This window comes from Mucilaginibacter aquariorum (genome assembly GCF_024498135.1).
GTDB classification, from domain to species: domain Bacteria; phylum Bacteroidota; class Bacteroidia; order Sphingobacteriales; family Sphingobacteriaceae; genus Mucilaginibacter; species Mucilaginibacter aquariorum.
This window is the reverse complement of the sequence record NZ_JANHOH010000001.1, coordinates 489551-511478: the sequence shown is the minus strand read 5'-3', so window position 1 is coordinate 511478 and position 21928 is coordinate 489551. Positions and strand designations below refer to the sequence as shown.

The following is a 21928-nucleotide window of genomic DNA, read 5'->3' as shown; positions in this document are numbered from 1 at the left end:
CTATGGGTTTAAAAGCAGCATTAAGTAAGGTATTTGCCTGGTATGTAAATAAACAATTAAATACCATTCGCTATAATGCGGTTGCGCTTCAACAAAAAACTTTCAGCAACTTGGTAAACGATGCCAAAAACACCGCTTTTGGTAAAGACCACCATTTCGGCGAAATAACATCTTACGAAGATTTTAAAAAGAATGTTCCCGTACGCGATTATGAGGAGCTTCGACCCTATATAGAACGTGTAACACATGGCGAGGCTGATGTGCTTTGGCCCGGCAAGCCTGCTTATCTGGCTAAAACATCAGGCACTACATCGGGGGTAAAATACATCCCTATTTCAAAAGAAAGCATGCCCGAGCATATCAAAGCCGCCCGTAATGCTTTATTAAGCTATATCCACGAAACAGGCAATGCCGATTTTGTTGATGGCAAAATGATATTCCTGCAAGGCAGCCCTGTATTAGATGAAAAAGCCGGTGTATCAACCGGCAGGCTATCGGGTATCGTAGCGCATCATGTACCAGCCTATCTGCAAAAAAACAGGCTTCCATCCTACCAAACCAATTGTATTGATGACTGGGAAGAAAAAGTTGATGCCATTGTACAGGAAACCGTTAAAGAAGATATGCGCCTGATATCGGGCATACCGCCCTGGTGCCAAATGTACTTCGACAGGTTATCTGCAGTATCCGGCGGGAAAAAGATCAAAGATATATTCCCGAATTTTAAGCTATATGTGCATGGTGGTGTAAATTATGAACCTTACCGTGCCCGCATGGAAGAAAGCATTGGCTTTAAAATAGACAGCATCGAGACTTACCCCGCATCTGAAGGTTTTATCGCTTTCCAGGATTCGCAAAAAGAAAAAGGTTTATTGCTGATGGTTGATGCGGGCATATTCTATGAGTTTATCCCATCGGATGAATATTTTAACGATACCCCAACCCGCATCAATCTTAAAGATGTAGAACTTGATAAGAATTACGCGTTGATAATGAATACCAGCGCAGGTTTATGGGGATACAGTTTGGGTGATACAGTAAAATTTGTATCAAAAAACCCATACAGGATAATTGTAAGCGGCCGTATAAAGCACTATATCTCGGCTTTTGGCGAGCATGTGATTGGTGAAGAAGTTGAACAAGCATTAATGAGTGTAGCCGCCGAAGAAGATGTAGACGTGATTGAGTTTACCGTTGCACCGCAAGTATCGCCAAAGGCAGGCGAACTGCCTTACCATGAGTGGTTTATAGAGTTTGGCAAGGAGCCAAATGATCTGGCAGCATTCGCATTAAAGGTAGATAAAGCCTTACAGCAAAAAAATATTTACTATTTTGACCTTATTGAGGGTAACATATTGCAACCTTTAATAGTCAGAAGTTTAAAAAAGGATACTTTTATAAACTATATGCGCAGCCAGGGAAAACTTGGCGGACAAAACAAAGTTCCGCGATTATCAAACGACAGGAAAATAGCGGACGAATTAAAATTTTATATTGTTTAATTGTTGTATTGCTTTATTGTTGACTTGTTAGAGGATTAATGGAAAAGACTTATTTACAACTAAACGATTTAACTTGTTATAAATCTTCCTTCGCATTTAATAATGAAGTTTGGGGCATAGTTTTAAAATGGGATTACTTTGCAAAGGATACGATTGGAAAACAATTTGTTAACGCAGCTGATTCAATCTCGGCTAATATAGCCGAAGGATTTGGCAGATATCATAAAAAGGATAAAATAAAATTTTACTATTATAGTTTTGGTTCAGTTAAAGAGTGTGTAGATTGGTGTAATAAGGCGTTAGCAAGAAATCTAATAACTCCGGAAATACATGCAAGATTATCTTTTACTTTAGACACTTTGCCGAGAGAAATTCACCAACTAATAAAGTTCACAGACGAACGACTTAAAGTTTAACAATACAGCAATATTAACATTCTGACGTTGATCAACAATAGAACAATAAAGCAATCTAACAATATCAAGTCTATAGCCATACTTGGCTCTACGGGTAGTGTAGGCACACAAACGCTTGAAGTGATTAGGGAAAACACTCCATTATTCAAGGCTTTTATGCTTACAGCATATTCAAATGCATATCTGCTTATTGAGCAGGCAATTGAGTTTGTGCCACAGTATGCCATCATCTGCGATGAAACAAAATATCAGCAGGTTAAAGAGGCGCTTGCCCATTTGCCTGTAAAAGTTTTGAGCGGACACGAAGCTATTAAGGAAACGGTTACCCATCCGGATATTGATATTGTGTTGACCGCTATGGTTGGCTTTGCCGGGTTGGAACCTACCATTAATGCTATAAAAGCAGGCAAAGATATCGCGTTAGCAAACAAGGAAACACTTGTAGTGGCCGGCGAGATGATAACCGCCCTGGCTAAAGAACACAACGTTAAAATATTACCTGTAGATAGTGAGCATTCTGCTATTTTCCAATGCCTTGTGGGTGAAGATTACAGCAAAATAGAAAAGATAATTATTACTGCTTCGGGTGGGCCTTTTAGAGGTAAAACAACCGATTTTTTGGCTGGTGTTACCCGCGAGCAGGCACTTAAACACCCCAACTGGGTAATGGGTGCCAAAATAACTATCGATTCGGCATCGTTAATGAACAAAGGTCTGGAAGTTATTGAGGCAAAATGGTTGTTCGATCTGCAGGCAGATCAGATAGATGTGATCGTGCATCCACAGTCAATAGTTCATTCGCTGGTACAGTTTAATGATGGTTCTATAAAAGCGCAAATGGGCCTGCCGGATATGAAATTGCCCATCCAGTATGCCCTAACCTACCCTAACCGTGTTAAAACGAGTTTTAAACGCTTCGATTTTATGGAGTATCCAAATCTAACGTTCGAGAAACCGGATATGGATACTTTTCGTAACTTAAAATTGGCCTATGAGGCCCTGAACCGCGGCGGTAACATGCCCTGTATAATTAATGCGGCCAACGAAGTTGTGGTTGCGGCTTTCCTGAAGAATGAGACCGGCTTTTTAGCCATGAGCGATGTAATTGAAACCTGTATGCAGAAAATTAATTACATCAAAGAACCGTCCTTACACGACTATTTGAATACTGATAAAGAAACACGCATATTTGCGCAAAATTTAATACAACAAATGCCGTTAAAGGCAATACAATCTTAATATATAAATATAACGAATGAGCGTTTTAATAATGGTTGGCCAATTAATACTTGGTCTTTCAATTTTGGTGATACTACACGAGTTCGGGCATTTTTTAGCTGCCCGTGCTTTCGGAATAAAGGTTGAGAAATTTTACCTGTTTTTTGATGCCTGGGGTGTAAGTCTTTTTAAATTCAACTATAAAGGTGTTGAATACGGCATTGGCTGGTTACCACTTGGTGGCTATGTTAAAATTGCCGGTATGATAGATGAATCGATGGATACCGATCAGCTGGCAGGCCCGCCGCAGCCATGGGAGTTCCGTTCAAAACCGGCCTGGCAGCGTTTAATTGTAATGCTTGGCGGTATTATTGTTAACATCATTGTGGGTATATTCATATTTTGGGTATTAACTATTCGTTATGGCGAAACATATACACCTAACGCCAATATCAAATACGGTATAGTACCGGGAATTATAGGTCAAAAAATGGGGCTTAAAGCCGGTGATAAGATCAACTCGGTTAACGGCAAGCCAATTGTGCGTTTCGAAGACCTGATCAGCTCAAAAGTATTGCTGGATAAAACGGTACTGAACGTACAACGTGGTGACCAAAATTTAGATATTAAAGTACCTCCAACCATACTTAATGACCTGTCTGATTACGGTATTGAAGAATTTATAAGCCGTGCCCCACGTGGCAAATTTAGTGTCGATTCGGTTTTCGGCGCCGCAAAAAAAGCCGGCCTTACAAAAGGTGACAGTATAGTTGGTATTAACAATACTAAAATTTCCTTCTTTGATGAGTTTCAAAGTCAGTTATTGGCTAATAAGAACAAGCTTGTACAGCTTTCTGTAAAGCGAAGGGATAGTTTATTAACCCTATCTGCACAGATTGATAAAAATGGCAAACTTGGTTTCTCGCGCCCTATAAAAGAGATACTGCCAAAGGATACTACTATTAAATATGGTTTCATTGGGTCGTTACCTGTTGGTGCTACCAAAGCATGGAGCATGTTCACTGACAATGCCAAAGGCATAGTTAAGATATTTACCGGTGAGGTTAAGGCACGTAAAGCCATATCAAGCCCTATAGGCATCGCTGTAATGTTTGGCAGCCATGTAGACTGGATCCGTTTTTGGAGCCTTGTGGGCTTCCTTTCAATGGTACTGGCGTTAACCAACTTACTGCCTATACCAGGTTTGGATGGTGGTCATACCGTTTTCCTTATTATAGAGATGATAAAAGGCAAGCCGCTAAGCGATAAGTTCCTGGAACGTGCGCAAATAGTTGGTTTTGTACTGTTAATATCACTGATGGTATTCGCCTTCGGTAATGATATTGTAAAACAGGTAATGAAGAAGTAAGTACCTGTTCTTTTAAGGATTTAAAAAAGAGCCGCTTCGTATTCGAAGCGGCTCTTTTTTATGAAACTAGATATTACTTTTTAATAATCAGCGTCCAAAATTGCAAGTTATCATCAAAGCCATCCATTTTTATGTAGTTGCTGCTATACTCACGGATCTCGTAATTCATGGTGTTATTGGTTACCGACCAGTTTTTTGAGCGCAGGTACATGGTATGATCGTCAATCCTAGCCCAGCTAAAATCCTCTTCAACGCTGTCATTATTAATAATGGGATTGCCGGTCCCATGTGTAGCATGTGCGGTACCATCGGCGTTTATAACAAGTTTGGCGGTCCAGCTATATAGCTTGTAATCGTCCGTAAAACTGCCGCTTTGCATGGTGTAGGTTGCGGTCCATGTGCCTTCAAACTTTATTGCCGGGTTAGTCGTTTCGGTTTTACACCCCGGGGATAAACCGGCAATGCTGCACCAAGTAATTAGATATATTAAGGTCTTTTTCATTATTTATCAATGTTTAACTTATAAATGCTTTTTCCAAAAGCTAATATCAGCTTGGTATCGCTTATTTCGCTGATGTTTACAGCAGAGTTGCCACCGGGGACGCTTAAGAAAAGTTTAGTTGTTTTGCCAAAATCCCTAGTGTAATAAACCCACTGGCCCGATATGACGATGACGCCTCTGCCGTCAGGATAAAAAAACATATTGGGGCTATTCACAGGGATACTTAGGGGGGTAGCCGTCCAGGAAGTACCGCCGTTAATTGTTGAATAAAGTTTGGCATCGCCCACGGCCATCGCAAAGCCCTTGTTTGCATCAACAAAAAACAGCTTAGAAATGGTATTTTCAGTAGGTAATTTAATGCTCTTCCAGTTTTGACCGCCATTTGTCGTTTGCATTATTTCGCCATTATCAAACGTGAGGAAACCAATGTTGCTATTTACAAAGTATATGCCTCCGGGTGACTTTTGAAAATTTTCGGCAAGGCTTATATTCCAGGTAAGGCCATTGTCCTGGCTTTTATAAACAGTGCTTTTACTTATCATAAAAACATTGTTTTCATCGGGCAACGCAAAACCCACAACATACCATCCAACGTCATTAACTTTAACCCAAGTATTACCGCCGTCTGTCGTTCTGTAAATATGACGATTGGTATTGTCGCCGGCTTCAAAATAACCGGTTTTGTTGTGCATTACAAATTTACCGGGCGATGCTTCCGCCCTGTTTGTATAAACGGTCTTAAAATCAGCCCCGTTAACACGCTTTGAAACTTGTATGCCTATATCAGTATAGGTACTGCTTAACGAAATTGCGTTGTCAATATCCGCATAAAAGGTGTTGAAATACTTTTCTACATTGGTTTTATACAACACTTCGTAAGTAGGGGCGGTATTTGGCAGTTTAATAATTTCATTATTATTAACCTTTTTAGTGCATGCTATTGCAGACAGCGCAATTAGGAGGGGCACTAAATGTATTTTTTTGATCATAAAGAGTTAACAGTCTAAGAAAAAAATTAAGAAAAATAGAAAAAATATAATATCTAGCCTGTTGCAAAAGGCATTCACGCAGGCTGGTTTATATTAAAGTCGGAAACAAGAAAGCCGCTTCAATTATAAAGCGGCTTCTTTAGCATATAATAATTACTTAAACAGTTGGATCTGTGTCATCTATTATTGGCGCAAGTGGCGGAGTTTTTTTAATGATTGCGGCAATTATAAGGTCAATTACGGCGTAAATAATAATGCCAACACCTAAATTTATAGCCTCATTTTTAAATGAAGCATCAAATTTTCCAGTTATAGATTTAGAGATTTCATCTATTTTCTCCTGAGATACGCCCGATTTGCTTAAGCTATCGTTTAGTTTGGCAATAACTGCATCCGCAGCTCTTTGGGCCAAGGTGGGATCAATAAAATTGAACAAAATATAATGGAAAGCGATTGATAGTATGGAAACATATAACGACATCACAAAAAGGCCCTTAAATGCCTCGCCGAACGTCCAGTAACCTCCTACGGCTTTTCTTATCTCAAGACCAAAAATAACAAACAGCGCAATTATTATTACAAACATGAGCAATGACACCCAAGTGTTGGTGTACTGCATTAACGGATCTACTATCCAAAAAATAAGTGTTAATACAATTGAAATACCGCCAATAAGCAGGCCATTACGCAATGCCAGCTTATTAATTAAAGCGCTTCTGTTTTCGTTAGACATAATTGATAAGGGTTTTGTTTAATTAATTTTATTTAAAGCTAAGCAATATTTCTAAAACAGCCATATCAAATGGTTTATTTACGGCGTTATCCGCGATGGCACTTTTTTCAGCCTCACCAGCTTCCGGGTTTTGAAAAAAGCAGATCATGGGGTAAAACAGCTCTTTCACTTCAGAATCTTCGGCGATGGTTTTGGCCACTTTGCTTATCTCGCTTACAGGGCTTTCAATCAGCACCTGGTGAGCGATAACCGGCTCGTATATGCGGTATTCATCCTGAAACTCATCCTCATCAACAAGTAAAAACTCTTTCAAATAATCTTCCAATTCAGGATCTATATTTTCGTCCTCGCATTCGTTCAGATACAGGAGCAAATTCAACAACTCGCTACCACGGTCAAGCGTTTGTTCTTCAATATCCTCCCATTCCTGGGTTTCCAGGTAATCATCTTCCAGTTTCTTTACATCTTCGCTAAAAAAGTTGATCATCAGCATATCAAAGAAGATCTCGCGGATCTCTTCCAACTGTGGATGCTCATCAAAAACGGCATCAAGCGAATCTACCTTTGTTAAAAAGTCATCATCTGATGCAAAAACGGTATCAAATTTTTCGATAAGTGCGGCGGCATCAAAGCTGCCATATTGTGTAAAAGCCTTTAAAGCACCTGTAATGGCTGATCTTACTTTTGGGTCGGTCATGAGTTAGTTGTTAAATTTTGAGATTTGGTTGTTATTACAGGTTAACAATACTTTTCCTTTTAAGTTCTGCCCTATAAATGGTGAATTAAAACTTTTTGAGCGGTTAGCCGCGCGGGTATATTCCCATTCGCCATCTGTGCCGAATACAACCAGGTTGGCGATAGCGCCTTCTGTTAATGTTGGTACATCAACCTTTAATATTTTACGTGGGTTAATAGCCAGTTTTTCCACTATCTGCCCTACCGATAAACCCGCCTGCAGCGCAAGCGAGAATGCTGTTTGCAAACCTATGATACCATATTCGGCAACTTCAAATTCCACGTCCTTAAACTCAATTTCGTGTGGGGTGTGCTGTGATACAATAGCATCTATAGTGCCATCTTTTAAGCCGGCTACCAAAGCATCTACATCCTTTTGGGTACGCAATGGCGGTTTTACTTTATACAAGCTATCAAAGCCCATTAAGGCTTCATCAGTTAATACAATATTATGGGCGGCAACATCGCAGGTAACTTTTACGCCTTTGCGCTTTGCTTCGCGTATCAGCTCTACCGCATGCTCGGTAGATATAGTAGTAAAGTGAATTTCAGAATTAGTATCCTCGGCAAGGTACAGGTCACGGGCTATCATCAGTTCTTCGGCCAGCGCGGGGATACCTTTCATACCCAGCATGGTGCTTACTACACCCTCGTTCACCTTTGCCTTACCGGCTATAGAGGTATCCTCCGGGTACGAAATAACCTTGGCTCCAAAGTTTTGTACATATAGTAGCGCACGTTCCATCAGGCCGGCATCCTGTACCGGGCGATTGCCATCTGTAAAGGCCTTTGCGCCGCTTTTAAACATGTCAAACATCTCGGCCATATCTTTGCCCTCGCGCTTGCTGGAGATAGCCCCAAGGGGATATATATCAACCAGGTTATTTTTAGCCCGATTAAGCAGGTATTCTACTTCGGCTTTGGAATGCACGGGTGGTTGTGTGTTGGGCATTAAAGCGATACCTGTAAAACCACCTGCGGCAGCAGCTGCCGTTCCGGTTTGCAGGTCCTCCTTAGTTTCTAAACCCAGTTCGCCAACATTACAGTTCAGGTCAAAAAATCCGGGTGAAACGTAATGGCCTTTTGCATCTACAGTTTTTACATCTTCATCAATTGATTTTGCTATTTTACTGATAACGCCTTTTTCAATTAAAATATCGGCAACCTTATTATTAAAAGGCGAAGCGGGGTCTACAACAGTGGCGGATTTGATTAGCAAATTCATTAGCGCTGTTTTATGGTGGGTTTAGTTACTATCTGTGGGTTGCGAAACGCTTGTTTTGTTGGTTTTATAATACCTTATCAACAGGGTTTCGGCAGCCAGAAATATCATTGCCAAAATTATACAAAGTTTCCATAATTGAAGCCCCGAATTTGCAGGGCCTGCAATACTATCTGCATTTAATTTATCACTATTTAGTAAAGTGGCGTTTTTAGGGAATAATTTCTCCAGGTCATTGGGGCTTAGATAGGATAGATCAGATTCGCTCCTGTTGTCATTAAAAGCCAAAACCGCGGCCGTGCTATCTTGCTTTTTTAGGTCGTAAATACCGGTTTCGCTCAGTTGCGCGGGCAGGTAAAGCATGGTGCTTCCCTCCTGTTGTTTCACATCGGGTATAATGGTTTCGTTATCCTTTACCAGCTTTACCAATTGCTTCTCTGTTGATTGCAGCGGAACGGTCTCTATAGGTTCGTTATTGCCGGCGGTATAAAATAAAGACTGGTCGTGCCCGCTCAACAATGCTATCCTGAACATTACCGGCACAAATAGCGCATGAACCGGTAGGTTGCTAAAGTCTTCATCTAATGCCACCGCAGCTACATACACCTTGCCCCTGCCTAATGTAGAGCCCTGCCATAGTGGTTGGCCTGCCTGCATCCGCATTAAGTATTCGCCCTGTCGGCTCCCGCTGGTTAAAGCATAATATTTCTTTACCAAAGGCAGATCGGGGTTTTGTGGTGATACTTCAAAGATGCTTTTAAACACCGGGCTTTGTAAATTTATAGCTGATACTTTAGTGGCTTCGGTTACTAAATTTTGCGGATAAGCGGCACCTATAGGCTGTAGGAATGCTTTATAGCTATTCAGATCCGCATCGGCCGATGGGAACACTACCAACGTCCCCCCTTTGCTTACATATGTTTTTAAAGCTTGTGCTAATCCTGCCGATACCGTTTTAATATCGCTTAATATTATAATAGGATACGTGCTTAAACCGGCATAATCTACATTACCACCGGGCACCTGTTTTGGCGCAAAAAATGCATCGGCAGCAAAAACAGCGCTTAAATATTTATTGGCGGTACCATCGTTTATCAGCAGCACCGGCAATTGTTTGTTCACATTAAAGGTGAAGTAAAACTTATTATCAAACGTAATGGGGTTATCCTGTAACTGAATTTCGGCACGCTGCCAGCCGCCTTGCAAGCCAGAGAACGATAACGTATCTGTTTGTGCCGATCTGGCGTTAACCGTAAAACTGCCTATCGCTTTTTGCACACCGTTAATGATCAGCTTAAGCGGGATCTTCTCCGCAGCTTTATCAGCATAGTTCCTCAATCTTACCACTATCCTTTCACTTTCGCTCGGGCGATGCGTGGCGTTCAGCATCCACACCGAATCTACCGCTACGTTGGGCAGCGGATTGGCTTTTAGCTGCACCAGGTTTACCGGGAATCCGACATCTGCTACTGGTGATCTGCTTTGTATGTTCTTCTGAAAATCGGACAGGATATAACTTTGTTTTGGCGAGTTTGCCTGCATGTTCAGCAAACTTTGCTGCCTGGCTATTATTTGATTTAGCTCCCTGCTTTGCGCACTTATCTTAACCCTATCTACCGCATCATTAAATTCCCCGCGGTTTAGCAGGCGCTGATGTTTTCCCTCAAAATCTTGTGTAAGCAGTTGGAAACGGTCGTTTATAGAATAGGAAGCTGCAATTTGTTTGGCTTTTTGTTTGGCTTCATCCAGCAACGAGCCCTCACGGTTCGGAGTTTGCATGGAGTAAGAATTATCTACAAAAATGCTTACTACCTGCTGTTTGCCCACATTAGCACCCTCTTTACCCGGAATAAATGGCCTTGCAAAAGCCAGCACTAAAAACAAAAGGGCCAACAATCGCGATGCTAATATGAGCCTCTCCTTTAAATTACGGCGGCTTGCCTGTTGTTCCTTTACTTCTTTTAGGAACTGTACATTACTGAAATACACCTTTTTATACCGCCTGAAATTGAACAGGTGGATAAGGACAGGTATGGCCAGCGTTAACAGTGTAAATAGAAAAGCAGGATATAAAAAATGCATTAATATTATGCCCGATTGGATGTGTTACAAATTTGCAAATTAATGTGCAGATAAACCATTCCCATTTGAGCCAATAACAACAAATTACAATTATATTTTGGTGTTCCCGTTAGCCAACGGGCCAGGCTTTACGTTCATACTGCAAAGGCCTTAATCACAGGCCGGTATCCACTGCAATCCCTTACACTGAGTAGATATAAAGCATGAGGCTTGCGCGATTCTCTCCTAACGGGCTACCGTGTACCCACATCTTTTAAAATTTGGCAAGGATAATGAGCCGTAGGCTCTACCGCTTTGTAGAAAAAATAACGAACATGATTTATGCCTCGTAGAGGCTACCCGTTCGTAGAAAAGTAGCGTAATTAGTCTCATTCATCCTAAAAATGGCGATAAAGGGGTAGCTCCTATGGAGCAAAAACGTTTTCTTTCATTGGCTACAAAGCGGTAGACCCTATGGGTCATAAAAAATATATCCAACGAAAAGATGTGGGTACACGGTAGCTCCCAAAGGAGGGAATTAAAAACTTCTTAAACCCTCTTTCCGCCGCAGGCGAAGAGAGGGTGGTCGAGCGAAGCAATGACCGGGTGAGTAAGAGCTGCAATTCTTAACTCCCGATATTTGGGCTTACCATAACATTCATGTAGCTTTAAGCCTAAACTAACTATACCACGAAATGAAATACCTCAACCTAAAATTAGCTTTTGCAGCAGGTTTGTTTTCCTGCAGCAGTTTATTTGCCCAGTCGCCGGATACCGCTGTTTTTGGCCGCATTCGTCGCGCCGAAATGAACAGTTCGCAAATACCGCAAATTGCACATTATATAACTGATGTATCCGGCCCAAGGCTTACCGCCTCTGCGGGCTATAAACGTGCGGCTACATGGGCTGTTGAAACCATGAAAAAATGGGGATTAGTTAATGCCAAACTTGAACCCTGGGGCGATTTTGGCAAACAATGGGATTTGCAGGATTTTAGTATTATTATGAAAGCGCCATATGTGCAGCCGGTAATGGCCTACCCTAACCCATGGAGTGCTGCTACCAATGGCTTACAGCAAGCACAGGTAATTGTGATAACGCCGGGCCAGGCTACAGATACCGTTTATATTAAACAACACCTGAATGATTTTAAAGGGAAGTTTATTTTAGTTACTGGTTCTGCTATCAACAAAGATGTAAACTTTAAACCCGCGGCAGAACGCTTAACCGATGAAGAATTGGCTAACATGAAGGATACCTACATGGTTACCCGTAAAGAGATAGAACAATTTAGCGGTTACTTTAAAACGCTCGCAAAAGTTGATGTATTGCTTAAACAATCGGGCGCTTTTGGTGTGATAAGCGCATCGAGCTCCAATAATAACGGGACTGTATTTGTGCAGGATATGGGCGCGCATAAACTTACCGCGCCGGCAACTATACCAAAGTTAAGTATGGCTTATGAAGATGGCCAAAAAATAAAACGCCTGATACAAAGTGGCCACCCGGTTGAGCTTGCTATAAACATCAGCGCGAAATCATCAACAGATGATATTAAAGGATATAATGTTGTTGCCGAGATCCCGGGAACCGATCCTAAATTAAAATCGCAGCTGGTGATGCTGGGCGGTCACCTTGATTCGTGGCAGGCGGCCACCGGCGCTACCGATAACGGCGCGGGTTGTATTGTGATGATGGAAGCTGTAAGGCTGTTAGATTCGCTTGGGCTTAAACCAAAGCGCACCATCCGCATTGCTTTATGGGATGGTGAAGAACAGGGCGTTTATGGTTCATACAACTACGCCAAAAATCATTTTATGGGTATTGATTACAAGCTTAAATCAGAACAGTCGAAGGTATCTGCCTATTACAACCTGGATAACGGCACCGGTAAAATACGCGGCATATTTGCGCAGGGCAACAGCGAGGTTAAACCCATATTTGAACAATGGTTTGCGCCTTTTAATGACCTTGGTGCAAAAACGGTTACCATGAGTAATACGGGTTCAACCGATCATCTATCGTTTGACTGGGCGGGCATACCAGGCTTCCAGTTCATACAAGATCCGATAGATTACGAAACCAAAACCCACCACAGCAACCAGGATAATTACGATCACCTGCAGATAGAAGATCTTAAACAGGCCACCATTATTGTAGCTTCGTTTGTATACCAAACCAGCATCGAAAAAGAGATGCTGCCACGCAAACCACTTGTTAAAGAGATCTTCGCTTTTGATGGTTTGTAAGAAGTTTATTTGATATTTAAAGGCCTTAGCATAGCTGTTAAGGCCTTTTTTGTTGGTAGATTCAAACAAAATCATTTGCCAGTTTTTATAAATACATGGATTGGCACATCGGCTGTTCGGGTTTTCACTACAAACATTGGCGGGGTACGTTTTACCCTGAAAAATTGGCCATGACCAAATGGTTTGATTATTACTGCCGGCACTTTAGTACGCTGGAGTTGAATGTAACCTTTTATCGTTTCCCGCAACTTTCGTTTTTACAAAACTGGTATGAGAAGAGTCCGCCGGAATTTAGGTTCGCGGTAAAAGCGCCAAGGGCTATCACCCATTATAAAAAGTTTAACGATACGGTTGACCTGCTAAGCAGTTTTTATGATACCATTGGCGAAGGCTTGCAAGAAAAGTTAGGCACGGTATTATTTCAGATCCCGCCCAGTTATAATTATACCGAAGAAAAGCTGGACAAGATCCTCAAAGCTCTAAACCCGGCATTTAGCAACGTATTAGAACCAAGGCACGTAAGCTGGTGGCAAGATGATATATACAAGAAACTCGCCGAGCATAATATTGCTTTCTGCGGAATGAGCCACCCTACCTTGCCCGATGACGTGATACAGAATACGCCGGTTATATACTACCGCTTCCATGGTGTGCCAGAGTTGTACCGTTCACGCTATTCAACAGCGTATTTGCAGAAAGTAGTGGATGCCGTTAAGGCAAACCCAAAGGCTAAACAAGGCTGGTTTTACTTTAATAATGATGTAGAAACACACGCGATAGATAACGCTAAAGAAATGATGGAAATGGTTGGTTTAACTACTCCTCTATCTTATTTATCAGGATCGCCAAACCAGTCTTCACTTTTTTAATAAGTACAGCTAAGTCCTCCGGCGACAGATCCTGCTGCAGGTCATCCTCATTAATGTCGTTCATTTTATCAAGGATCTGGTCTAAACCAAGGTCGTGTTCTTCGTTAAGGTTGTCGCCATCCAGTTCCAGCACTACAAACAAGCTTGACAGGCGTTGATAGTATGTTTCCGGGGTTAGCTTATCCAGCGTATGGTATTCCAGCTTAAGCCTGTACAAAAATTCTTCTAATATCATCTGCTGAAAATAAAACAGGTGGTTCAGTTAATTGCAATTAGCCAAACCACCTGCCGGTGAAAAAATATGTTTGTCGTAATTAGTTTCTGTTCCTGCGGCGGCGTCTCCTGGTTTCGGCTTGCCTGCGCTTTTTTGATTTGCTAACAGTTTGCTTCTGTTCGGACTGATTAACTTCCTGTTTAACAGCTGCTTGATCGGCTTTTGTTGAAGTAGAATCTTTACTTAGCTGCTTTACAGTAAAATCGTTGCTGCGCAAGCTATACTCCAGCTGGCGTTTAGCTCCGGTTGGTTTAGCCGCGGCATCATTACCATCATAAATAGGAAACTCGCGGATCAGCTTACCCTCTTTTATGTAAAAATTATCATTACCCCGATACCCTTTTTTTTGTGAGTTAGTTAGTCTTGGAAAATCCAGTTTATTGGCATTATTGTTATTAAACTCAAACGCGTAGATCTTGGCATAATTCACCGTATCCTTTCCCTTAGATTGGATCAGTATCTCCGGGTTGCCATCAACGTCCATATCGGCGTTGTAAACATCGGTAATTGTGCCGTCAAGGTCGCCGGTGGTAGTGTTATACTGCATCTTAGATGAATCTGAATGCAGAATAGCAAAAGCACCGGTAGCTGTTGAGCCCCTGCCCCAGCTTACTATATCGTAGGTTTGCCCCGGCGATACCTCTATCGCCTTATGAAAGCGGAATGGTTGCATCAGGGCAGGCTTGGCTACTGCGTTATTGTTTGCCGCGGGTTTTTTATCATCGCCGCCGCAGCCTGCTATAAACAGCCCGATTGCCGATATGAATAAATAGTTTCTAAATTTCATGTTTAAAATATAGCGCTTAGTTAAACATCATATCTGGCGACACCTCTCCTTTTGGTTTACCCGGTATGGTCATATAAACCCGTAAACCACTACCCGATGTATTCGCATCCACGTATTTAATAGTGATCTTGTGATATCCTTTGAGCAATGGTATTACACCCTGCACCTCAACAGGGCCGGTGCGGCCATCGTTATCTACAATTGGCACATCATCTATCAATAAGACCGAACCGTTTGATGAAGCCGTTGAAAAACCGTAGTTACCATCAACATCAGTTTTTAAATAGCCGTTGAATACCACACCGTATTTGTTAAACGCTTTTTTAAACGCGCTTAGTGCAGTGCTAAAACTTTTTGCTATACCGGTATCTATTACCGCGGCAGGGTTTATCTGTGTGGTATTAACATATGTACCCGCCGAAGCCTCGTATTTTAACCCCGGAGTATTCCCGGTGTATTGTACCGGTGCTAATGGGGCCTTGTTAAACATCTTGGCAGCAGTAATAACGCTGCGTTTGCCTGTGGGAGTTACCACAATGGTTTTCAGGTCGCGGTATTCATTAAGCGGTACGGGATAGCTCATGGGGCCGGTGTATAACAACTCGGTTTCGCGCGGGGTGTAACCGTCTATAGTATAGTAGATCTTAGCCCCTTTAACCGGCGATTTAAGGTTAACAGTAAGTGTACTGCCTATCATGGTTGTATCAGCAGCACCTATTGCGGCCGGTACGCGATAGTTGTACCCATTTTTATCAAGCCTGGCCAGGTGCTGTGGCAAGCGGGTTTCCGAAAAATCCTTATAATTTTTATTGGCCAAAGGTGTCCAGGCCACTTCAGATAGGGCCAGCATACGCGGCAATATCATGTATTCCACCTTCGTTTCGGTGGTGATATATTCTGTCCAAAGGTTGGCTTGTACCCCTTTAATATATTTTTGCTGTTCGGATGTTAAAGCATCCGGTGTTGGGTTGTAGGCGTATGTTTTTTGTATGGGGGCATTACCGCCAATACCTACAGGTTCCTGGTTAATTTTTCCTTGCGCGTGGTCAAAGTATAATGCCTGGCTGCTTGGGGTCATGATCACATCGTGGCTTTCTTTGGCCGCTTGTATACCACCTTCTTCTCCCCTCCAGCTCATTACGGTAGCGTTTGGTGCAAGCCCGCCTTCTAATATCTCATCCCAGCCAATAATGCTACGGCCTTTGCTGTTCACAAATTTCTCCATACGCTGTATAAAGTAGCTTTGCAAACCGTGCTCATCTTTTAGTTTCAGGCGTTTGATGAGGTCCTGGCAAAATTTTGATTGCTTCCATACATCTTTCGGGGCTTCATCGCCACCTATGTGGATGTATTTGCTTGGAAACAGGTCTATTACCTCTGTTAATACATCCTGTAAAAAGCTAAAGGTTTTTTCTGAAGGGCAATAGATATTGTTAAATACCCCCCATTTACCCGAAACCTCATACTTTTGGCTGGGGTCGCAGCTTAATTCGGGATAGGCTGATAAAGCGGCTAAAGCATGGCCGGGCATCTCAATTTCTGGTACAATGGTGATGTAGCGGTCTGCCGCGTATTTGATAACCTCGCGTATTTGATCTTGCGTATAGTAACCTGCTACCGGGACACCATCATACTGCAACGGTGTACGGTCTTTATAGTTGCCGATAACGCTTTCCTTACGCATGCTGCCCATAGATGTAAGTTTTGGGTATTTTTTGATCTCGATGCGCCAGCCCTGGTCATCAGTTAAATGCCAGTGAAATGTGTTTAGCTTGTATGTTGCCATCAGGTCGATGTACCTTTTCACAAACTCTACCGAGAAAAAGTGGCGGCAAACATCAAGCATCATCCCCCTGTAGCCAAAGCGCGGGTAATCTTCAATTACAACAGCAGGTAATTTAGCGGTTGCGGCCCTGTTAAGCGGCATTAGCTGAATAAGCGTTTGCACACCATAAAATAAACCCGCGCCCTTACCGGCAACCGTAATTTGCTGCGGGGTGATAGTTAACCTGTACCCTTCTTCAGGCAGGTTTTCGGTGCCTGTTGATGTTAAATAGATGGAGGTTGTACTAACACTTGCATTTCTTAAACCTACCTGTTTGTTGTAGGCCATACTATTACTCAGGAAAGACGAGAAGAACTGTACTGCCTTATTACTTGGCGTATCGGCCTGTATAATGGTTTCCTGGCTCAATACAAATTCGCCGGGGGCTTTTTTTATAGATACAGGCGCCGGGATGATCCCTGCATAAGGGTCAGTATCCTGAGCGTTTACAGTAAATGATGAAGCAATTAAAAAAGTAAGCAATAACGCAGATATCCTTTTATTCATAGTAAAAACAAAAATCAGGTGAATAACGAGGTGGTGAATTTAGCATTATTTAAAAAAAAATGCATTACATGTCATGTAAAAAATACACTATTAAGCACAAAAGGCTGCTTTCTGAAATAGAAAGCAGCCTTTTGTATTTTAAGATTCAATAAGACGCGAAGTATCGCGTCTCTACGTTAGGCAGTTACCACATGCTCTTTGGCAGCCAGGTAACGCTCGGCATCAATTGCTGCCATACAACCTGTACCCGCGGCTGTAACTGCCTGGCGGTAAATATGATCTTGTGCATCACCGCAACAAAATACGCCTTCTACATTAGTCTCGGTAGAACCGGGACGGGTTACAATATAACCTGTTTCGTCCATATTTATAAAACCACGGAATATATCGGTATTTGGCTTATGGCCAATGGCTACGAAAAAGCCGGTAACATCTAATATTCTTTCTACCTGGGTTTCGTTATTTAAAACCTTAACGGCATTCACGCTTTGTCCGTCGCCCAGTATTTCAAGGGTTTCAGTATTGTATAGTATTTCAATATTTGGTGTATTCAGCACGCGGTGTACCATTGCTTTTGAAGCACGGAACTCATCCCTGCGTACGATCATGTATACTTTGCGGGCTAATTTAGCCAAATAGGTTGCTTCTTCGGCAGCGGTATCGCCTGCGCCAACTATAGCTACATCCTGTCCTTTAAAGAAAAAGCCATCGCAAACAGCACAAGCCGAAACGCCAAAGCCGCTATATTTTTGCTCTGATTCTAAACCTAACCACTTTGCTGAAGCACCAGTAGAAATTATAACGGTATCGGCCAAGATAGTTTTGCTCTCGTCTACCACCACTTTGTGCGGTAGCGAGGTGAAATCAACTGAACTTACGTAACCAAAGCGGATATCGGTACCCAGGCGTTCTGCCTGTTTGCGAAAATCCTCCATCATTTCGGGGCCCATAATGCCATCCGGATAACCCGGAAAATTCTCAACATCAGTAGTTTGGGTAAGTTGCCCGCCGGCAAGCATACCTGTGTACATAACCGGGTGAAGATCGGCACGGGAAGCATAAATTGCTGCGGTATAACCCGCCGGACCAGAACCTATGATAAGGCATTTTACGTGTTCAATATCTTGTGACATTTGTATTTTTAATGAGATGCGAATTTAAGCTTTATACATGATTGTGCCAATAGGCCACCGTCAGTATATTGCCATACCTTAATGACTATTTACCAACATTGGCTTTCAACACTCTGATGAAATTACCACCCAATATTTTATCGATATCCTTTCTGCTGTAATTCAATTTAAGTAGTTCGGCGGTTATTTTTGGATAATCGGTAACGCTGTCTAAACCTAATGGGTATGATTCGGCACCGTCAAAATCAGAGCCAATGCCTACGTGGTCGGCTCCCATCAGCTTCACCATATAATCAATATGTTTTACCAGCATGCTCAATGGCGGGCGAAACTGGTCAGCCTCGGTTTTGTTGATAACATTCAGTCGGATGCTGGCCAGGTCGTAATCGTTATAGATCTTGATCAGCGAATCTAATTCGGTTTTGTGTTTGACAAGATAAGCTTCGTGCTTGCCCTCGTAAGTGCTATCTATAAAGCCGCTGTAAAAATTCAGGAATACTACGCCGCCATTTTTAGCGATGGCTTTTAACTGGTAATCTTTTAAGTTACGGCGGTGCGGGTTTAAGGCGTAAACGCAACTGTGCGATGCTATAACAGGCTTTGTGGTAATGGCCATCACATCTTTAAAGGTTTGCTCGCCTGGATGCGATAGATCGATAATAACACCCAGCTTATTCAGGTGTTGAACTACCTGTTTACCAAGCTCTGTTAAACCTTTGTGTTTTAAAGTATCTGCGTGTAAGGTTTCATCCCGGGCAGATGTTGCCCAGTTGGTGCTGTTATTCCAGGTAAGGGTTAGATAGGCCATACCGCGTTTATGCAGACTGTCAATGTAATCCAGCCTGTTTTCTATCATGTGGCCGCCTTCTACCCCTATCATGGCTGCCAATTTATTTTGCTTTACTGTTTTTTTCAGATCGGCAGCTGTGCGTACTAATTGTATTTTATTGGGATACCGTTTAATAAGCGCGTATAACGAATCTATTTCGCGGTTGGCATAAGCGTAAGCTGTGCCGTTACCATATTGATCGCCGCACCAAACAGAGAAAACCTGCACATCAAGTCCACCTTGTTTAGCGCGTGGCAGGTCAAAGTTGCCTGTGGATTGCAACTTGCCTAAGTCTACCTTGGTAATGAGCTGGTTTGACAACGCATCGTTATGGGTATCTATCAGGATTGCTTTTTGGTGAATTTGATCGACGTTTTGGGCGGATGCGGTTACAATTAATAGTAAAAATAGAGGTAGTAGCAGCTTTTTCATGTTTTTAGACAAATATTAACCGGTTTAAAAATGAAAACCAGATTGGTAAACATAATGAAGTATAGAACTAATAATAACTAAAGTGCCCAAAATTATAAACAACGGGCTAACTGCCTTTGCATTAAAATCGTCTATTATAAAGTTCTTTACATTACCCGGTTCATAAATTACAGTCACTTTATCCCCTTCCCTATAGGAAGGATTGATTAGCGTGTGTTTTGAGCTTACACCAAAAAGGTATTTTTCAGTAACCCACTCTTTTTCAGTAGTAACAAACCTAATAATTGGAGAATAAAGTATTTTATAAGCACCATGGTTTCGACTGGTCTCTTGCTCCATGGCATAAACTACACCCTCTACTCTTATTCCGGAACTAATTAGTTTTTTGCGCTTTGTCGAAAAGGCATTCCCTGCAATTATAAACGCTATTCCGATTATACCAGCTACTATTTCTATATAATTGGCATCGCTTAACTCAATATTCATAAAAACTAATGTATGAAAAAGACGCGAAGTATCGCGTCTCTACATTATTATGTCTGAATTATCCCCACATTAAACGCCTTTTCTATCGGCGCATGGTTAGCAGCCTCTATCCCCATTGATATTACCTTGCGGGTCTCCAGCGGGTCGATGATACCATCAACCCAAAGCCTTGCGGCTGCGTAATATGGCGTTGTTTGGGCGTTATATCTATCAGTAGTTTGTTTTAGCAGTTCCGCTTCTTTCACATCATCCACTACCTCACCTTTCGCTTTTAAACCGGCTGCCTGCATTTGTACCAAAACTTTGGCTGCCTGGCTCCCGCCCATTACTGCTATTTTGGCGGATGGCCATGCGTAGATCAACCGTGGGTCGTAAGCCTTACCACACATGGCGTAATTGCCAGCGCCGTATGAATTGCCTATTACAATGGTGAATTTTGGCACAACCGAATTGGCTACAGCGTTCACCATTTTAGCGCCGTCTTTTATAATGCCGCCATGTTCGCTGCGGCTCCCTACCATAAAACCGGTAACATCCTGCAGAAAAACTAATGGGATCTTTTTTTGATTACAATTCATAATAAAGCGGGTTGCTTTATCTGCCGAATCGGAATAGATAACCCCGCCAAACTGCATTTCGCCTTTTTTTGATTTAATAACCTTGCGCTGATTGGCCACAATGCCAACCGCCCAGCCATCTACACGACCTAAACCACAGATGATGGACTGACCGTAACCGGCCTTGTATTCCTCAAATTCCGAATCATCAATCAGTCGCTTGATGATTTCGTACATATCGTAAGCCTTCTCGCGGTTATCAGGCAGTATGCCGTAAATATCTTTCTCATTTAATTTGGGGGCCGATGGTTTTATACGGTCGAAACCCGCTTTGTTATAATCGCCCACCTTGTTCATGATATTGCGGATAGAATCGAGGCAGGCCTTGTCGTTAGGATGTTTGTAATCCGTTACACCCGAGATCTCGGACTGTGTAGTTGCACCGCCCAAAGTTTCGTTATCTACATCTTCGCCTATGGCCGATTTTACCAGATATGATCCCGCCAGGAAAACAGAACCTGTGCCCTCAACTATCATGGCTTCGTCGCTCATGATAGGTAAATAAGCGCCACCCGCCACGCACGAACCCATGATGGCGGCTATCTGGATGATACCCATGCTGCTCATCTGCGCGTTGTTGCGGAAGATGCGGCCAAAGTGTTCTTTATCGGGGAAGATCTCGTCTTGTAATGGTAGATATACGCCAGCCGAGTCTACGAGGTAGATAATGGGCAGGCGGTTTTCCATGGCAATTTCCTGTGCGCGCAGGTTTTTCTTGGCTGTTATAGGGAACCAGGCACCGGCTTTAACGGTTGCATCGTTAGCAACTATAACACATTGCCTGCCGCTTACATAGCCAATGCCACAAACAACGCCCCCACTTGGGCAGCCGCCGTGTTCGGCGTACATGCCATCGGCAGTAAAAGCGCCCACTTCCAGCCAGGGTTTATCGTCATCAATCAGGTATGCAACACGCTCGCGGGCAAGCATTTTGCCTTTTTCTTTTTGTTTGGCAGCAGCCTTTTCGCCACCACCCAGGTATATTTTTTTAAGCCGGGTGTTAAATTCGTAAACTAATTGCTTGTTAATATCCTCATTCTTATTGAATTCCAGATCCATACGTATGCTATAATAGATTATGTAATTTTAGGAAAATAAATTAGAAATAACCTAAAATCAATGCATATTATTATGCATGCATAGCAATTGAAGTAAAGTGCCAACTACAATCTG

The 21928-nt window shown here is 42.4% G+C and carries 19 protein-coding genes; 6 read left to right on the top strand and 13 right to left on the bottom strand.

Going from position 1 to position 21928, the window contains the following annotated elements:
• Window positions 1-2 precede the first annotated feature (2 nt).
• From NPE20_RS02120 to rseP, 4 genes are all read left to right on the top strand, one after another.
• Window positions 3-1502, top strand: a complete 1500-nt coding sequence (locus NPE20_RS02120) for a GH3 auxin-responsive promoter family protein (RefSeq protein ID WP_256536942.1) — start codon at window positions 3-5, stop codon at window positions 1500-1502.
• Window positions 1503-1540: 38 nt separating this feature from the next.
• On the top strand, window positions 1541-1918 hold the full coding sequence (locus tag NPE20_RS02115; protein WP_256536941.1) for a four helix bundle protein: 378 nt from the start codon (window positions 1541-1543) through the stop codon (window positions 1916-1918).
• Between the two features lie 63 nt (window positions 1919-1981).
• A complete protein-coding gene (locus NPE20_RS02110; protein WP_256538664.1) occupies window positions 1982-3157 on the top strand; it encodes a 1-deoxy-D-xylulose-5-phosphate reductoisomerase in 1176 nt (391 codons plus the stop codon).
• 16 nt (window positions 3158-3173) lie between these two features.
• On the top strand, window positions 3174-4505 hold the full coding sequence (rseP, locus tag NPE20_RS02105) for an RIP metalloprotease RseP (protein ID WP_256536940.1): 1332 nt from the start codon (window positions 3174-3176) through the stop codon (window positions 4503-4505).
• 73 nt (window positions 4506-4578) lie between these two features.
• Here the strand turns inward: rseP and NPE20_RS02100 are convergent, their stop codons facing one another.
• The 6 genes from NPE20_RS02100 to NPE20_RS02075 form a co-directional block, all read right to left on the bottom strand.
• A complete protein-coding gene (locus tag NPE20_RS02100; protein ID WP_256536939.1) occupies window positions 4579-5007 on the bottom strand; it encodes a hypothetical protein in 429 nt (142 codons plus the stop codon).
• On the bottom strand, window positions 5007-5996 hold the full coding sequence (locus NPE20_RS02095) for a WD40/YVTN/BNR-like repeat-containing protein (RefSeq protein ID WP_256536938.1): 990 nt from the start codon (window positions 5994-5996) through the stop codon (window positions 5007-5009). Before NPE20_RS02095 ends, NPE20_RS02100 begins: the two co-directional genes overlap by 1 nt.
• Window positions 5997-6153: 157 nt before the next feature.
• On the bottom strand, window positions 6154-6687 hold the full coding sequence (locus tag NPE20_RS02090) for a DUF4199 domain-containing protein (protein WP_256536937.1): 534 nt from the start codon (window positions 6685-6687) through the stop codon (window positions 6154-6156).
• Window positions 6688-6757: 70 nt separating this feature from the next.
• Window positions 6758-7426, bottom strand: a complete 669-nt coding sequence (locus NPE20_RS02085; protein WP_256536936.1) for a hypothetical protein — start codon at window positions 7424-7426, stop codon at window positions 6758-6760.
• Window positions 7427-7429: 3 nt separating this feature from the next.
• Window positions 7430-8689 (bottom strand): dihydroorotase, encoded by a 1260-nt coding sequence (locus tag NPE20_RS02080; RefSeq protein ID WP_256536935.1) that lies wholly within the window; start codon window positions 8687-8689, stop codon window positions 7430-7432.
• Between the two features lie 21 nt (window positions 8690-8710).
• Complete coding sequence (locus tag NPE20_RS02075; protein ID WP_256536934.1) at window positions 8711-10768, bottom strand: BatA domain-containing protein; 2058 nt, start codon at window positions 10766-10768, stop codon at window positions 8711-8713.
• A 674-nt stretch (window positions 10769-11442) separates the two neighbouring features.
• On the opposite strand from NPE20_RS02075, the gene NPE20_RS02070 reads away from it, so the two are divergent.
• Both NPE20_RS02070 and NPE20_RS02065 read left to right on the top strand, forming a co-directional pair.
• Complete coding sequence (locus NPE20_RS02070; RefSeq protein WP_256536933.1) at window positions 11443-12996, top strand: M20/M25/M40 family metallo-hydrolase; 1554 nt, start codon at window positions 11443-11445, stop codon at window positions 12994-12996.
• 95 nt (window positions 12997-13091) lie between these two features.
• Complete coding sequence (locus NPE20_RS02065; RefSeq protein ID WP_256536932.1) at window positions 13092-13865, top strand: DUF72 domain-containing protein; 774 nt, start codon at window positions 13092-13094, stop codon at window positions 13863-13865.
• Here NPE20_RS02065 and NPE20_RS02060 read toward each other — a convergent pair.
• The 7 genes from NPE20_RS02060 to NPE20_RS02030 form a co-directional block, all read right to left on the bottom strand.
• A complete protein-coding gene (locus tag NPE20_RS02060) occupies window positions 13813-14100 on the bottom strand; it encodes a hypothetical protein (protein WP_256536931.1) in 288 nt (95 codons plus the stop codon). The genes NPE20_RS02065 and NPE20_RS02060 overlap by 53 nt on opposite strands.
• Window positions 14101-14179: 79 nt before the next feature.
• Window positions 14180-14926: a PliI family lysozyme inhibitor of I-type lysozyme gene (locus NPE20_RS02055; protein ID WP_256536930.1), complete on the bottom strand. Its 747-nt coding sequence runs from the start codon at window positions 14924-14926 to the stop codon at window positions 14180-14182.
• A gap of 16 nt (window positions 14927-14942) precedes the next feature.
• Window positions 14943-17258: a family 20 glycosylhydrolase gene (locus tag NPE20_RS02050; RefSeq protein ID WP_256536929.1), complete on the bottom strand. Its 2316-nt coding sequence runs from the start codon at window positions 17256-17258 to the stop codon at window positions 14943-14945.
• A gap of 176 nt (window positions 17259-17434) precedes the next feature.
• Window positions 17435-18391 carry a thioredoxin-disulfide reductase gene (gene trxB, locus NPE20_RS02045; protein WP_256536928.1) on the bottom strand — a complete coding sequence of 319 codons (957 nt, stop codon included), beginning with the start codon at window positions 18389-18391 and terminating at the stop codon, window positions 17435-17437.
• An 85-nt stretch (window positions 18392-18476) separates the two neighbouring features.
• Entirely contained in the window at window positions 18477-19652 is a 1176-nt protein-coding gene (locus NPE20_RS02040; RefSeq protein WP_256536927.1) for a dipeptidase, read from the bottom strand.
• A 24-nt stretch (window positions 19653-19676) separates the two neighbouring features.
• Window positions 19677-20138: a DUF3592 domain-containing protein gene (locus tag NPE20_RS02035; protein ID WP_256536926.1), complete on the bottom strand. Its 462-nt coding sequence runs from the start codon at window positions 20136-20138 to the stop codon at window positions 19677-19679.
• Between the two features lie 47 nt (window positions 20139-20185).
• Window positions 20186-21814 carry an acyl-CoA carboxylase subunit beta gene (locus tag NPE20_RS02030; protein ID WP_256536925.1) on the bottom strand — a complete coding sequence of 543 codons (1629 nt, stop codon included), beginning with the start codon at window positions 21812-21814 and terminating at the stop codon, window positions 20186-20188.
• Between the last annotated feature and the right edge of the window lie 114 nt (window positions 21815-21928).